This window comes from Micromonospora sp. NPDC048170 (assembly GCF_040652795.1).
GTDB lineage: Bacteria > Actinomycetota > Actinomycetes > Mycobacteriales > Micromonosporaceae > Micromonospora.
On the sequence record NZ_JBEZMR010000001.1, the window covers coordinates 480,431 to 493,363 of the forward strand.

A 12,933-nucleotide genomic window follows, 5' to 3' on the forward strand; every position below is an offset into this window, starting at 1 on the left:
CCCAGGGCATGTCCGGGCGAGGCTCACAACGATCGACTGAGGAAGCACGCCGATGGGACCCAGACCACCCATGGGAGACAGACCCGGGAGTGCCCCCGGTCGTCCGACCGCCAGTTGATGAGGGGCCGATCGACCCAGGGCCTGCTATCGGGTTTAACAGGTGAGGCTAGTCGCAACTCTCGGCATGCTTGCGCTAAGCGCGTCCATGCCGATTTCACTTGTCCCGCATATTGCCATTCCGGATCGCGTCACACAACAGCCACGTGACGTCGAACGCATCCGATCTGATCAGTGGCATCTACGCTACCTCAAAGTCGATCAAGCACATCGAATTGCTCGCGGAGAAGGCGTCACTGTTGCTGTGCCAGACACCGGCGTGGATGCGCATCCCGACCTTCGCAGGAACTTGCTCCTTGGAACAGACATCATCCCTGGCGGCAGCGGCAACGGCCAACAAGACCGAAACGGGCATGGCACCGGGATGGCGGGTCTAATTGCTGCGCACGGCCACCCTTTGAATTCAGGCGCGCTCGGCATTGCCCCTAACGCAAAGATCCTTCCGATCATGTCGTCCCCTGCCAACAATCTCGGCGATGCCGACGATTTGGCATTGGGAATAGAGTTTGCGATTTCCAGTGGAGTAGATGTAATTAGTGTTTCCAGTGGAGGCAGCACCAGCCCTCGCCTCACTGGGGCGATCAGAAAAGCACTTGCGTCCAACATTGTAATAGTTGCAGGTTCCGGCAACATTCCCTTGGATAGATTGGTTGCTTACCCAGCCAGGGAGCCCGGCGTCATCGCCGTTGGCGGGATAGATCAAGCCGGGCGACATGCAGCGGTATCGGTTACAGGCACCGAAGTCGATGTGGTCGCCCCCGCTGTCGACATCTACAGCACGAGCATTGACGGCAAATACCGCAAAGGAACAGGCACTTCCGATTCCACTGCCATCGTTGCAGGGGCAGCGGCTTTGATTCGGTCCAAATACCCGCACCTCCCAGCCTCGGAAGTTGCGCACAGGCTTACGGCTACCGCGATCGACAAGGGCCCGCCTGGGCGGGACGACGAGTACGGCTACGGAGTCATCGACCTGGTGGCGGCGTTGACAGCCGACGTACCGCCGCTGGGTTTTGGTTCGGCGACGGCAAGCGCCCCAACCCACACCGCCTCGACGACGGCAGCGGCAGCGGAGCCGGCAGGCGACGAGGCCAGCGGGGCGACCGCCCGGGGCCTGGCCACCCTCGGCGTGATCATGGCCGCTGGCGGGGTGTGGGCGTTGATCGCCCGTCGGCGGCGGCGTGGCGATGACCCGCCGCCCCGCATCAGTCGCTGAACTGTCGGTGACGACGGAGGCGGGCGAGCCGGAGACGACTCCCCTGGTCGGGTCCTCGATGCTTCTTCCCGGTGGGCCACCGGAGACACCTTCGCCACGGTCAGCCGGTAACGTCGGCGACGTGCCGAAATCCCTGCCGCTCCGCCTCGTGCTCGCCTCGGCGAGCCCCGCCCGCCGCAAGATTCTCCAGGCCGCCGGGATCGATCCGGACGTGCTGGTCAGTGGCGTCGACGAGTCCCTTGTGGTCACCGAGCGGGCCGAGGAGCTCTGCCTGGAACTGGCCCGGATGAAGGCGCAGGCGGTGCTCACCCGGTTGCGGCCGGCCGACGACCAGCGGACGTTGGTGATCGGGTGCGACTCGGTGCTGGCCTTCGACGGCGAGATCCTCGGCAAGCCGGCGGACGTGGCGGACGCCACCCGGCGATGGAAGCGGATGCGTGGGCGCAGCGGCGTGCTGCACAGCGGGCACTGCCTGATCGATGTCGTGGCGGGCCGGCGGGCCGAGGCGGTCGCCTCCACTGTCGTGCACTTCGCCGACGTCAACGATGACGAGATCGCCACGTACGTGGGCACGGGCGAGCCGCTGGCCGTGGCGGGCGCCTTCACGATCGACGGGTTGGGCGGGCCGTTCGTGGAACGGATCGAGGGTGACCCGAGCACGGTCATCGGGCTCTCCCTGCCGATGCTGCGCCGCCTCCTCGCCGAACTGGACCTGCGGATCACGGATCTGTGGACGAAGGTCGCGCCGGGCGACCAGACGGTCGAGCCGCTCGGTTAACGTCCGTTCATGACCACGAAGCCGATCCCGCTCACGTCGGAACTGCACGCCTACCTCGTCGCGCACGGTGCGCCGCCGGACGAGATCATGCGGGACCTGGCTGAGGAGACCCGCGCGGTCCTGCCGAACGTCGCGCAGATGCAGGTCGCGCCGGAGCAGGCCGCCTTCCTGACCTTCCTCACCCGGTTGCTCGGCGTGCGGCAGGCCGTCGAGGTGGGCACGTTCACCGGTCTCTCGTCGCTGGCGATCGCCCGGGGGCTGCCCGAGGGCGGGCGGTTGACCTGCTTCGACATCTCCGAGGAGTTCACCGGCATCGCCCGGCGGTACTGGGCCCGCGCCGGCGTGGACGACCGGATCGAGCTGCGTATCGGCCCGGCCGGTGACACGCTGCGCGAGCTGCCCCACGACCGCTACCTGGACTTCGCTTTCATCGACGCCGACAAGACCGGCTACCCGGTCTACTGGGCGGAGCTGGTGCCCCGGATGCGTCCCGGCGGGGTGATCGCGGTCGACAACGTGCTGCGCGGGGGCCGGGTGATCGCTCCGCAGAACGCCGACGACCGGGCGATCGCCGCGTTCAACGACGAGGTGCTCGCCGACGTCCGAGTGGACGCCGTCATGCTCCCGGTCGCCGACGGCCTCACCCTGGCCCGGGTGCACTGACGCCACCGGTAGGGCCACAACCTGCGGATCTTGGCAAGAAATGGCCCTCCCCGGGGCCGGTTCTTGCCAAGATCCGGCCGGCACGGCTCCGCCGTCACCGCCCCGGTGTCGGTCAGGCGTTGGTCGTCGCGGGGGTGTGGGTGGCGGCGGAGGCGCCGGTGGGGCGCAGGGCACGGCCGAGGCGGGCGGCGAGCAGCGCGGCCGCCGCGATGAAGCCCGGCAGCAGCAGGAAGGCCAGGTGCGGTCCGACCCCGTCGGCCACCCAGCCGAGCGCGACCGGCGCGATCCCGAAGCCGACCCCCATCGAGTACGACGCCCAGCCGGCCGCCCGGTCCGCGGCCGGCCCGGCGACGGCGAGCGCGATGGAGATCGCCAGCGGGTAGTGCAGGGCGTTGCCGAGGCCGAGGACGACCAGGCCGGTGACGGCGAGCCAGCCGACCGGGGCGATCCAGAAGAGCGCGAACCCGGCCAGCGACACGCCCAGCGCGGCCAGCAGCAGCGGCACGGGCCGGTACCGCAGGGCGAACCGGCCCCCGACCAGCCGGCCCGCGAACATGCCGCAGACGATCGCCGCTACCGCGGCCGAGGCGGCGCCGGCCGTCATCCCGGCGTGCGAGCGGAGCACGTCGGCCGTCCAGAGCGACAGGCAGACCTCGATCGAGCCGGTGACCGCCATCAGCGCCCAGGCGATCCAGTACGCCGGGGGCAGGCGTCGATCCGTTCGGTGGACGTCGGCAGCCGGGCCGGCGTCGGCCCGGTCGCCGGCCGGCAGGCCACCGGGAGCCGCGGCAGCGGGGGCGGGCCTCGGAAGGCGTACGCGGAAGGCAAGGGCGGCGAGCGCGACCAGCGCGATCAGGCCGACCTCGACGGCCAGCGCCGGTCGCCAGCCCCAGCCTGCATCCACGCTGGCGCCGATGACCAGCGGGGCGAGGATGCCGGCGCCGGCGCAGACGGCGTTGGCCTCGGTCAGCGCCGCCGGCGCGCCGGTGCCGTGCCGGTCGGTGAGCACCACGGACACGCCGCTGATCACCAGCATGCCGAAGGTGGCGATCACCGCGACGGCGGTGATCGTGGCGGGCAGGGCGCGGACGGTGCCCAGGGCGACGACGCCGGCCGCCACGCCGGCCAGCCCGGTCCAGATCGCCTGGCCACGGCCGAACCGGCGGGCCAGGGGTGCGAAGAGCGCCCCGCCGGCCAGCGCGCCGACGGCGATGCCGGTGCTGTGCAGGCCGGCGACGGCGGCGGAGGTGCCCTGTTCGTCGCGGAGCAGCGGCACGACGGGCCCGAAGCCGTAGAGGAAGAAGCCCCACAGCCCGAGCTGGGCGTAGGTCAGCCAGGTGAGACGGTCACGGGTGAGGCGGGGCACCAGCCTCACGCTACAAGCGTCGGGCCGGTGCCCCGCCCCTGGTGAGAGGCAGCTCTCCTGAGACGTGGGGAAGGGGCCCTTCCTCTACCGTGAGCGTTGGTAAGGTGCCCTTCCTTTCAGCTCAGCGGACGCTGCGGGCGAACTGCCGGGCGGCCCAGATGACGCCGGCCGCGGCGAGGACCGCGATGATGCCCAGCCCCTGCCAGACCTTGTCGTCGCCGAGGTCGCCGACGAAGAGGGCCCGGGTGCCGTCGACCGCCCAGGCGAACGGGTTCCACTCGGCGATGCCCTGGAGCCAGCCGGGGGCGAAGGTCAGCGGCAGCAGGATGCCGGAGAGCAGCAGCACCGGCTGGGCCACGGTGTTCATCAGCGGGGCCAGCGCGTCCTCGCTCTTGACCTTGAGCGCGATGCCGTAGGAGATGGCCGAGGTCATCAGCGCGATCAGGGCGAGCATGAGGTACGCCAGCAGCAGGTCGACGAGGGAGACGCGCAGGTCGAACAGGAGCGCGAGCAGCGTGATGATGACCGCCTGCACCATGAGCGACACGACGTCGCGCAGCGAGCGGCCGAGCAGCAGGGCCAGCCGGCTGACCGGGGTGACCCGGGAGCGTTCGATGACTCCGGCGCGCAGCTCCGCGATCAGGCCGAAGCCCTGGAACAGGCCACCGAAGATGGCCAGCAGCACCAGCAGGCCCGGTACGAAGATCTTGTAGGCCTCCGCCTGCGTGGGCGCGTTCAGCGCCGGCTTGAGCAGCGGGGCGAAGAGCAGCAGGTACATCACCGGTTGGAAGACGCCGACGAAGACCCAGACAGGATTGCGCAGCAGCAGCTGGAACTGGCGCTGGAAGATCAGCCAGGTGTCACGGGCGAGTTTCATGAGCTCTCTCCGGTCTCGGATCAGGACTCGCGCAGCGAGCGGCCGGTCTTGGTGAGGAAGACGTCGTCGAGGCTGGGCCGGTGCAGCTCGATGGAGTTGAGGCCGAGGCCGGCGGTGTCGACGCGACGCAGGATCTGCGGGATGGCGGTCGCGCCCTCGTCGACGTAGAGCCGCAGCCCGCCCTCCTCGACGGTCTCCAGCTTGTTGACGTACGGCTCGCCGTCGAGCAGCTGCGCGGCCTGCGGGGTGGCCCCGGCGTCGAGCCCGACCAGCACGACGTCGCCGGAGATCTCGCGCTTCAGGTCCGTCGGGGTGCCCTCCGTGACCACCTCGCCGTGATCCATGATGGCGATCCGGTCGCAGAGCGCGTCGGCCTCCTCCAGGTAGTGGGTGGTGATGAAGACGGTCATGCCGTCGGTGCGCAGCCGCCGGATCTCGTCCCACATGTGCGCCCGGCTCTGCGGGTCGAGGCCGGTCGTCGGCTCGTCCAGGAAGACGACCATCGGCTCGTGGATGATGCCGAGGGCGATCTCCAACCGCCGGCGCTGGCCCCCGGAGTAGGTCTTGCACTTGCGGTCGGCGTACTCGGTGAGCTGGAAGGCGTCGAGGGCACGGGCGGCCCGCCGGCGCGCCTCGGCCTTGCCGATGCGGTACATGCGGGCGTGCAGGACGAGTTCCTCCCGGGCGGTCGACTCGTCCCAGGTGCTGCCGCCCTGGGCGACGTAGCCGATGCGGCGGCGCACCTCGGCCGGGTCCCGGCGCAGGTCGGCCCCGGCGATGGTGGCCTCGCCGCCGTCGGGCTCGATGAGCGTGGCCAGCATCCGCAGCGTGGTGGTCTTGCCGGCGCCGTTGGGGCCGAGGAAGCCGAAGATCTCCCCCTCGGTGACGTTCAGGTCGACGCCGCGCACCGCGTCGACGGTCTTCGTCTGGCGACCGTCTCGGGAGCGGTACGACTTCCGCAGCCCTCTGGTCTCGATCATGTCTGCTCCTGGTCGTAGCTTTAATGATCTATCTTGATTATTTGCCGTCCGGGTCGGCGGGCGGCAGCCGCTCCGACCGGCCCTCCCCACCCTGCGCCCGCTCCGTCCCGTCGGGCAGGTACGACACTCCCGACTCGATCCGTTCCGCGATTTGTTCGCACCAGGAGATCTCCGCCTCGGACCGGGCCGCCCAGAGCTCGGACATCCACCCCACGTGCACCGGCCCCGCCTCACGCGCCCAGCCAGGACTCAACGACGTACGCGTCCACTCGACACCGGCGCGCAGCAGGTTCGCCCGGTTTCTCAGGGCAGCCGCCGCCTCCTCGGGCGGCATCGCGGGCAGGAAGGAGAACGCCGCCACGAACGGGTCCGGTGGCTCGTGCAGCTGCCACCACAGGTCACGCAGCAGCGACTCGAACGCCTCCTCCCCCTCCGGGGTCACCTCGTACGTGGTGCGGGGCGGCCGGGCGCCCACCTGCTCGGTGGCCACCTCGCGCAGCAGTCCTTCCCGGGTCAGCTTGCGCAGGGCATGGTAGATCGAGCCGGGTTGCACGTTCGCCCACCGGTCGGCGCCCCGACCGAGCAGCTCACGGCGTACGTCGTAGCCGTGCACGGGCTGCATCCCGCGTACCAGGCCGAGGATCATCATTCGCATGGCAGACACCGGAGGAGGGTATTGAGCAAACTTGACTAGGGCGCGCAGGACAGTGCGGCATCCCACACTGAGCGATCGTTTGGGCTGCCACAATGGCCGATACACTCCCGGTCAGTGACCCTCCGGGAGGAGCCAGCAAGGTGCGCAAGGTACTCATCGCCAACCGCGGCGAGATCGCCGTCCGCGTCATCCGCGCCTGTCGCGACGCCGGCCTCGGCAGTGTCGCCGTCTACGCGGACTCCGACCGGGACGCCCTGCACGCCACGCTGGCCGACGAGGCGTACGCGCTCGGCGGGGACACCGCCACCGAGACGTACCTGCGCATCGACAAGCTGCTGGAGATCGCCGCGAAGGCCGAGGCCGACGCGGTCCACCCCGGCTACGGTTTCCTCGCCGAGAACGCCGATTTCGCCCAGGCCGTCATCGACGCCGGGCTGACCTGGATCGGCCCCACCCCGCAGGCGATCCGCGACCTCGGCGACAAGGTCACCGCCCGGCACATCGCCCAGCGCGCCGGCGCGCCCCTGGTGCCCGGCACCCCCGACCCGGTCGGCGGCCCCGACGAGGTGCTGGCGTTCGCCGTCGACCACGGCCTGCCGGTCGCCATCAAGGCCGCCTTCGGCGGCGGCGGGCGCGGGCTCAAGGTGGCCCGCACCATGGAGGAGATCCCGCACCTGTTCGAGTCGGCCACCCGCGAGGCGGTCGCCGCGTTCGGCCGGGGCGAGTGCTTCGTCGAGCGCTACCTCGACCGGCCCCGCCACGTCGAGGCCCAGGTGCTGGCCGACCAGCACGGCAACGTGATCGTGGTCGGCACCCGCGACTGCTCGCTCCAGCGCCGACACCAGAAGCTGGTCGAGGAGGCCCCCGCGCCGTTCCTCACCGAGGCGCAGCGGGCCCAGATCCACGACAGCGCCAAGGCGATCTGCCGGGAGGCGGGCTACCACGGCGCCGGCACGGTGGAATACCTGGTCGGCGCCGACGGCACCATCTCCTTCCTGGAGGTCAACACCCGCCTCCAGGTCGAGCACCCGGTCACCGAGGAGACCGCCGGCGTCGACCTGGTCCGCGAGCAGTTCCGGATCGCCGACGGCGAGAAGCTGCGGTTCACCGAGGACCCGACGCCGCGCGGGCACTCCATCGAGTTCCGGATCAACGGCGAGGACCCGGGCCGCAACTTCCTGCCCGCCCCCGGCACGGTGACCGCGCTGCGGCTGCCCACCGGTCCCGGCGTCCGGGTGGACACCGGCATCTCCGCCGGTGACGTGATCGGCGGCAACTTCGACTCGCTGCTGGCCAAGGTGATCATCACCGGCGAGACGCGTACCGAGGCGCTGGAGCGGGCCCGCCGGGCCTTGGACGAGATGGTCGTCGAGGGCATGGCCACCGCGCTGCCGTTCCACCGGCTGGTCGTCCGCGACGAGGCGTTCACCGCCGAGCCGTTCACCGTGCACACCCGCTGGATCGAGACGGAGTTCGACAACACCGTCCCGCCGTTCACCGCCGCCGCCGGCCCCGCCGAGGCGCCGGACGGGCGCGAGACCGTCGTGGTCGAGGTCGGCGGCAAGCGGCTGGAGGTCAGCCTCCCCACCGGTCTCGGCGGGGGTACGGCCGCAGCCGCGCCCGCCGCGCGTAAGCCGGCCCGCCGGGGCGGCGGGGCCAAGGCCGGCGTCGCGGTCAGCGGCGACGCGCTCACGTCCCCGATGCAGGGCACCATCGTCAAGATCGCGGTCGCCGAGGGTGACACCGTCGCCGAGGGTGACCTGGTGGTGGTGCTGGAGGCGATGAAGATGGAGCAACCGCTGCACGCCCACAAGGCAGGCACGGTCAGCGGCCTCGCGGCCGAGGTCGGCGCCGTCATCACGGCCGGCGCGGCGATCTGCACCATCGCCTGAGGTGTAAGGAGGGGCACCTTCCTAACGCTTTCGGTAGAGGAAGGGCCCCTTCCTACCGCAGCGCCCCCGGCTCGGCACCAGCCGGCCCCACGGTCAGCGCAGTTCGGCGCCCGCCACCGCCCGGACGGCGGCCGTCAGAGCGTCCAGGATGGCGGACTCCACCCGCCAGTGCTGCCAGTACAAGGGGCGGTCCAGGTGACGCCCGGCGCCGAGGTCGACGCAGTGCCCGGCGGCGATGTCGGCGCGGGCGAGCCGCTCCGGGAGCAGACCCCAGCCCAGCCCGAGCCGCACCGCCTCGTTGAAGCCGTCGAAGGACGGGACGTAGTGGATCGGCGGGTCGATCCGGCGGCGGGTCACGGTGCGGGCGAAGCGGTGCTGGAGCTGGTCCTTGCGGTCGAACGCCATCATCGGCGCCGACGCGAGGGCGGCCTCGGTGAGCCCGTCGGGGAAGTGGCGGGCGGCGAACCCGGCCTGGGCCAGCGCGACGTACCGCATCGCACCCAGCCGCTCCACCCGGCAGCCCTGGACGGCCTCGCGCTGCGCGGTCACCGCCGCCATCGCCGTACCGTCGCGGATCAGCTCCGCCGTGTGGTCCTCGTCGTCCCGCCGGACGTCGAACAGCAGCGCCAGCTCGGCGGGCAGCCGCGCCAGCGCGCCGACGAACCAGGTGCCGAGCGAGTCCCCGTTCGCGACGACCGTCACCCGGGTGGGGGCGGGACCGCCGATCGTCGGCGGCCGGGCGGCGTGCAGCGCCTCCCGTTCCAGCAGGGCCACCTGCCCGGCCAGCCGCAGCAGCGGGCGGCCCGCGTCGGTGGCCCGGCACGGCTTCGACCGGCGGACGAGCACCTGCCCGACGGCCTGTTCCAGCGCCTTGATCCGCTGGCTGACGGCCGAGGGGGTGACGTGCAGGGACTGCGCCGCCGCCTCGAAGCTGCCCTCGCGGACCACCGCGGCGAACGTCCGGAGCTGCGTGGAGTCCACCATGATGAAGCTGAGCTTATCTACCCTGAGAATCTTTAGCTGGGCTGCATCGGGCGCGGCTCGTAGCGTCGGCCCGTGCCCGACATCCTCAGCAGTTCCGTGGCCGGCTCCGCCGTCGCCGGCTTCTCCCTCGCCATCGCGCTGATCGCCGCCATCGGCGCGCAGAACGCCTTCGTCCTGCGGCAGGGCCTGCGCCGGGAGCACGTCGTGCCGGTGGTCGCCGTCTGCGCCGCCTCCGACGCGCTGCTCATCTCGCTCGGCATCGCCGGAATGGGCACCGCCACGGCGGAGCACCCCGCCGTCCTCACCGCCGTCCGTTGGCTCGGCGCCGCGTTCCTGCTCGGGTACGCCGCGCTGGCCGCCCGCCGCGCCCTGCGGCCCGGCGCCCTCTCCCCCGCCGACCGGCCGCCGGCCCCGCTCGGGGCGACACTGCTGGCCTGCCTCGCGTTCACCTACCTCAACCCGCACGTGTACCTGGACACCGTCCTCCTGCTCGGCGGGGTGGCCCGCCAGCAACCGCACCACTGGGTCTTCGGCGCGGGCGCCGCGCTCGCCAGCGCGGTCTGGTTCACCGTTCTCGGTGTCGCCGCCCACCGGCTCGCGCCGGTGCTGGCCCGCCCGGCGGCCTGGCGGCTCGTCGACGCCACCGTCGCCCTCGTGATGGTCGCGGTCGCGGTGGCCCTGCTGTCCGGCTGACCGCGCCGGCGCCGAGCGTGCTCAGGGTGTTTTCGGCAACCACCGCAGGCGCGGGCGCCGGCGGGCGGGAATGATGGCGACGTGCGGTTCCTTAACGGCGCGGTCCCCGCGCACGACCTGACCTACAACGACGTCTTCATGGCGCCCGCCCGCTCCGAGGTGGGCTCGCGGCTCGACGTCGACCTCGCCGCCAGCGACGGCACGGGCACCACGATCCCGCTGGTGGTGTCGAACATGACCGCGGTGTCCGGCCGCCGGATGGCCGAGACGGTCGCCCGGCGCGGCGCGATCGCGGTCATCCCGCAGGACATCCCCATCGAGGTGGTGGCGAACGTCGTCGCCTGGGTCAAGCGGCGGCACCTGGTGCACGACACGGCGATCACGCTGGGCCCGACCGACACCGTCGGCGACGCGATCCACCTGCTGCCGAAGCGGTCGCACGGCGCCGTGGTGGTGATCGACGAGGAGAGCCGGCCGGTGGGCGTGGTGACCGAGGCCGACACCGTCAGCGTGGACCGGTTCGCTCAGCTCCGGCACGTGATGTCCACCGAGCTGCACACCGTGCCGGCGGACGCGGACCCGCGTACCGGCTTCGACCGGCTCTCGGCAGGCCGGCGCCGGCTCGCCCCGGTGGTCGACGCCGAGGGGCGCCTGGTCGGGGTGCTGACCCGGCAGGGCGCGCTGCGGGCGACGCTCTACAAGCCGGCGGTGGACGACCGGGGCCGGCTGCGGATCGCCGCCGCCGTGGGCATCAACGGCGACGTGACCGGCAAGGCGGCAGCGCTGCTGGAGGCCGGGGTGGACACGCTGGTCGTGGACACCGCGCACGGCCACCAGGAACGGATGATCACCGCCCTGCGGGCGGTCCGCGCGCTGGACCCGGGCGTCCCGGTCGCGGCCGGCAACGTGGTGACGGCCGAGGGCGTACGCGACCTCGTGGAGGCGGGCGCCGACATCGTCAAGGTCGGCGTCGGCCCGGGCGCGATGTGCACCACCCGGATGATGACCGGGGTGGGCCGGCCGCAGTTCTCCGCCGTGCTCGACTGCGCCACGGCGGCCCGTGAGCTCGGCCGGCACGTCTGGGCCGACGGCGGCGTACGGCACCCGCGCGACGTGGCGCTGGCGCTGGCCGCCGGAGCCTCGAACGTGATGATCGGCTCCTGGTTCGCCGGCACCTACGAGTCCCCCGGCGACCTCTACACCGACGCCGACGGCCGGCGCTACAAGGAGAGCTTCGGCATGGCTTCGGCGCGGGCGGTCAGCGCGCGGACGGCCGACGACAGCGCGTACGACCGGGCCCGCAAGGCGGTCTTCGAGGAGGGCATCTCCTCGGCCCGGATGTACCTGGACCCGGCCCGCCCCGGCGTGGAGGACCTGATCGACGAGATCATCGCGGGGGTGCGGAGCGCCTTCACCTACGCGGGCGCGCGGGACCTCGCGGAGTTCCACGAGCGGGCCCTGGTCGGCGTGCAGAGCGCGGCCGGCTACACCGAGGGGATGCCCCTGCCCACGAGTTGGTGAACGCCGACGCAGCGCAACAGAAGTGCAAGGAAGGGGCCCTTCCTTGCACTCACTGTGCGTCAGCGCCTCGGGAAGAGGCGGCGGGCGACCGCGCGGGCCGTGGCCCGGGGGTCGTCGTCGCCGACCTGGGACGGCAGCGCGCCCGAGAGCCAGAGCGTGGCGAAGCCGTGCACGATCGACCAGGCCGCGAGCGCGTCGCCCTGCGGATCCTGCGCCTTGGGGCGGTGCCCCTCGGGCAGGGCCGCGACGCCCGAGTGCAACGCGTCGCTGGCGCGCTGGCGGGCCGCCACCAGGTTCTCCGCGTCGGGGCGGTAGAGGTCCGGACGGAACATCACCTCGAAGTGCGCGCGGTGCCGGACCGCGAAGTCGACGTACGCGACGCCCCTGTCGAGCAGGTCGCCGCCGGCGCCGTCCAGCGCCTCGGCGAGCAGGTCGAAGCCCTCGGTGGCGAGCGCGGTGAGCAGCCCGGACTTGTCGCCGAAGTGGTGCGCCGGGGCGGCGTGCGAAACGCCGGCCCGGCGGGCGAGGTCGCGCAGGCTCAGTGCCGCCGGACCTGATTCCTCGATCACCCGCACCGCCGCCGTGAGCAGGGCGCGACGTAGGTCACCGTGGTGGTAGCCACGCGTTTCGGTCATACCGACAGCCTATCTTTCCGTTGACAAGATGCCATTTGCGAGGGCAATCTTTCCGACGACAAGACTCGTCGACCGGGGAGGTTCCCGTGGCTCCAATCATCGCCCTCGTGGCCGGTACCGCGCTCGCCCGGCTGGCCGGCCTGGCCGGCGTGGACGCGCTCGACGGGTGGCATCCCGCGCTACGGGTGGGGCTCGCCCTGATGTTCGTGGTGACCGGCGTCGCGCACTTCGCCCCGCCCCTGCGCAGGGACATGATCGCGATGGTGCCGCCATCCCTGCCCCGGGCCGACCTGCTGGTCACGGTCACCGGCGTGCTGGAACTGCTCGGCGCGGTCGGGCTGCTCGTGCCGGCGACCGCCCGCTGGACAGCAGCCGGGCTGGCGCTGCTGATGCTGGCCATGTTCCCGGCGAACGTCTCGGCGGCCCGGCGCGGGCTGACCTTCGGAGGCCGGCCGGCGACACCTCTCGGGCCACGGACGGCGGAACAGGTCCTGTTCGTCGCCGCGGCGCTCGCTATTTCGTTTGGGGCCTGACGTTCAGGGAGCTAACCTGTCGT

General features: G+C 71.9%; 13 protein-coding genes. 7 read left to right on the forward strand and 6 right to left on the reverse strand.

Annotation, left to right across the window (positions count from 1 at the left end):
• Positions 1 to 205: 205 nt before the first annotated feature.
• The 3 genes from AB0D32_RS02095 to AB0D32_RS02105 all read left to right on the forward strand — a co-directional run bounded on the left by AB0D32_RS02095 (position 206) and on the right by AB0D32_RS02105 (position 2,774).
• The gene (locus AB0D32_RS02095) at positions 206 to 1,333 is read left to right on the forward strand and encodes a S8 family serine peptidase (RefSeq protein WP_357083379.1); all 1,128 of its coding nucleotides are present in this window, start codon (positions 206 to 208) and stop codon (positions 1,331 to 1,333) included.
• A 121-nt stretch (positions 1,334 to 1,454) separates the two neighbouring features.
• Positions 1,455 to 2,111 carry a nucleoside triphosphate pyrophosphatase gene (locus AB0D32_RS02100; protein ID WP_357083382.1) on the forward strand — a complete coding sequence of 219 codons (657 nt, stop codon included), beginning with the start codon at positions 1,455 to 1,457 and terminating at the stop codon, positions 2,109 to 2,111.
• A 9-nt stretch (positions 2,112 to 2,120) separates the two neighbouring features.
• Positions 2,121 to 2,774, forward strand: a complete 654-nt coding sequence (locus tag AB0D32_RS02105) for an O-methyltransferase (RefSeq protein ID WP_357083385.1) — start codon at positions 2,121 to 2,123, stop codon at positions 2,772 to 2,774.
• A gap of 112 nt (positions 2,775 to 2,886) precedes the next feature.
• Here the strand turns inward: AB0D32_RS02105 and AB0D32_RS02110 are convergent, their stop codons facing one another.
• The 4 genes from AB0D32_RS02110 to AB0D32_RS02125 form a co-directional block, all read right to left on the reverse strand.
• Positions 2,887 to 4,140 (reverse strand): MFS transporter, encoded by a 1,254-nt coding sequence (locus AB0D32_RS02110; RefSeq protein WP_357083388.1) that lies wholly within the window; start codon positions 4,138 to 4,140, stop codon positions 2,887 to 2,889.
• 121 nt (positions 4,141 to 4,261) lie between these two features.
• On the reverse strand, positions 4,262 to 5,017 hold the full coding sequence (locus tag AB0D32_RS02115; RefSeq protein WP_357083391.1) for an ABC transporter permease: 756 nt from the start codon (positions 5,015 to 5,017) through the stop codon (positions 4,262 to 4,264).
• 20 nt (positions 5,018 to 5,037) lie between these two features.
• Positions 5,038 to 5,997 carry an ATP-binding cassette domain-containing protein gene (locus AB0D32_RS02120; RefSeq protein ID WP_357083394.1) on the reverse strand — a complete coding sequence of 320 codons (960 nt, stop codon included), beginning with the start codon at positions 5,995 to 5,997 and terminating at the stop codon, positions 5,038 to 5,040.
• A 37-nt stretch (positions 5,998 to 6,034) separates the two neighbouring features.
• Positions 6,035 to 6,646 carry a PadR family transcriptional regulator gene (locus AB0D32_RS02125; protein ID WP_357084187.1) on the reverse strand — a complete coding sequence of 204 codons (612 nt, stop codon included), beginning with the start codon at positions 6,644 to 6,646 and terminating at the stop codon, positions 6,035 to 6,037.
• A 146-nt stretch (positions 6,647 to 6,792) separates the two neighbouring features.
• Here AB0D32_RS02125 and AB0D32_RS02130 point away from each other — a divergent pair, with 146 nt between their 5' ends.
• On the forward strand, positions 6,793 to 8,544 hold the full coding sequence (locus AB0D32_RS02130; RefSeq protein WP_357083397.1) for a biotin carboxylase N-terminal domain-containing protein: 1,752 nt from the start codon (positions 6,793 to 6,795) through the stop codon (positions 8,542 to 8,544).
• A 93-nt stretch (positions 8,545 to 8,637) separates the two neighbouring features.
• On the opposite strand, the gene AB0D32_RS02135 is transcribed toward AB0D32_RS02130, so the two are convergent.
• Positions 8,638 to 9,528, reverse strand: coding sequence for a LysR family transcriptional regulator ArgP (locus tag AB0D32_RS02135; RefSeq protein ID WP_357083400.1), 891 nt, complete (start codon positions 9,526 to 9,528; stop codon positions 8,638 to 8,640).
• Between the two features lie 96 nt (positions 9,529 to 9,624).
• Between AB0D32_RS02135 and AB0D32_RS02140 the strand changes: the two genes are divergently transcribed.
• Both AB0D32_RS02140 and AB0D32_RS02145 read left to right on the forward strand, forming a co-directional pair.
• Complete coding sequence (locus AB0D32_RS02140) at positions 9,625 to 10,221, forward strand: LysE family transporter (protein WP_357084190.1); 597 nt, start codon at positions 9,625 to 9,627, stop codon at positions 10,219 to 10,221.
• A gap of 81 nt (positions 10,222 to 10,302) precedes the next feature.
• Positions 10,303 to 11,742 carry a GuaB1 family IMP dehydrogenase-related protein gene (locus AB0D32_RS02145; protein WP_357083403.1) on the forward strand — a complete coding sequence of 480 codons (1,440 nt, stop codon included), beginning with the start codon at positions 10,303 to 10,305 and terminating at the stop codon, positions 11,740 to 11,742.
• A gap of 59 nt (positions 11,743 to 11,801) precedes the next feature.
• On the opposite strand, the gene AB0D32_RS02150 is transcribed toward AB0D32_RS02145, so the two are convergent.
• Positions 11,802 to 12,377, reverse strand: coding sequence for a TetR/AcrR family transcriptional regulator (locus AB0D32_RS02150; RefSeq protein WP_357083406.1), 576 nt, complete (start codon positions 12,375 to 12,377; stop codon positions 11,802 to 11,804).
• An 86-nt stretch (positions 12,378 to 12,463) separates the two neighbouring features.
• Between AB0D32_RS02150 and AB0D32_RS02155 the strand changes: the two genes are divergently transcribed.
• The gene (locus AB0D32_RS02155) at positions 12,464 to 12,910 is read left to right on the forward strand and encodes a MauE/DoxX family redox-associated membrane protein (RefSeq protein ID WP_357083409.1); all 447 of its coding nucleotides are present in this window, start codon (positions 12,464 to 12,466) and stop codon (positions 12,908 to 12,910) included.
• Positions 12,911 to 12,933 lie beyond the last annotated feature (23 nt).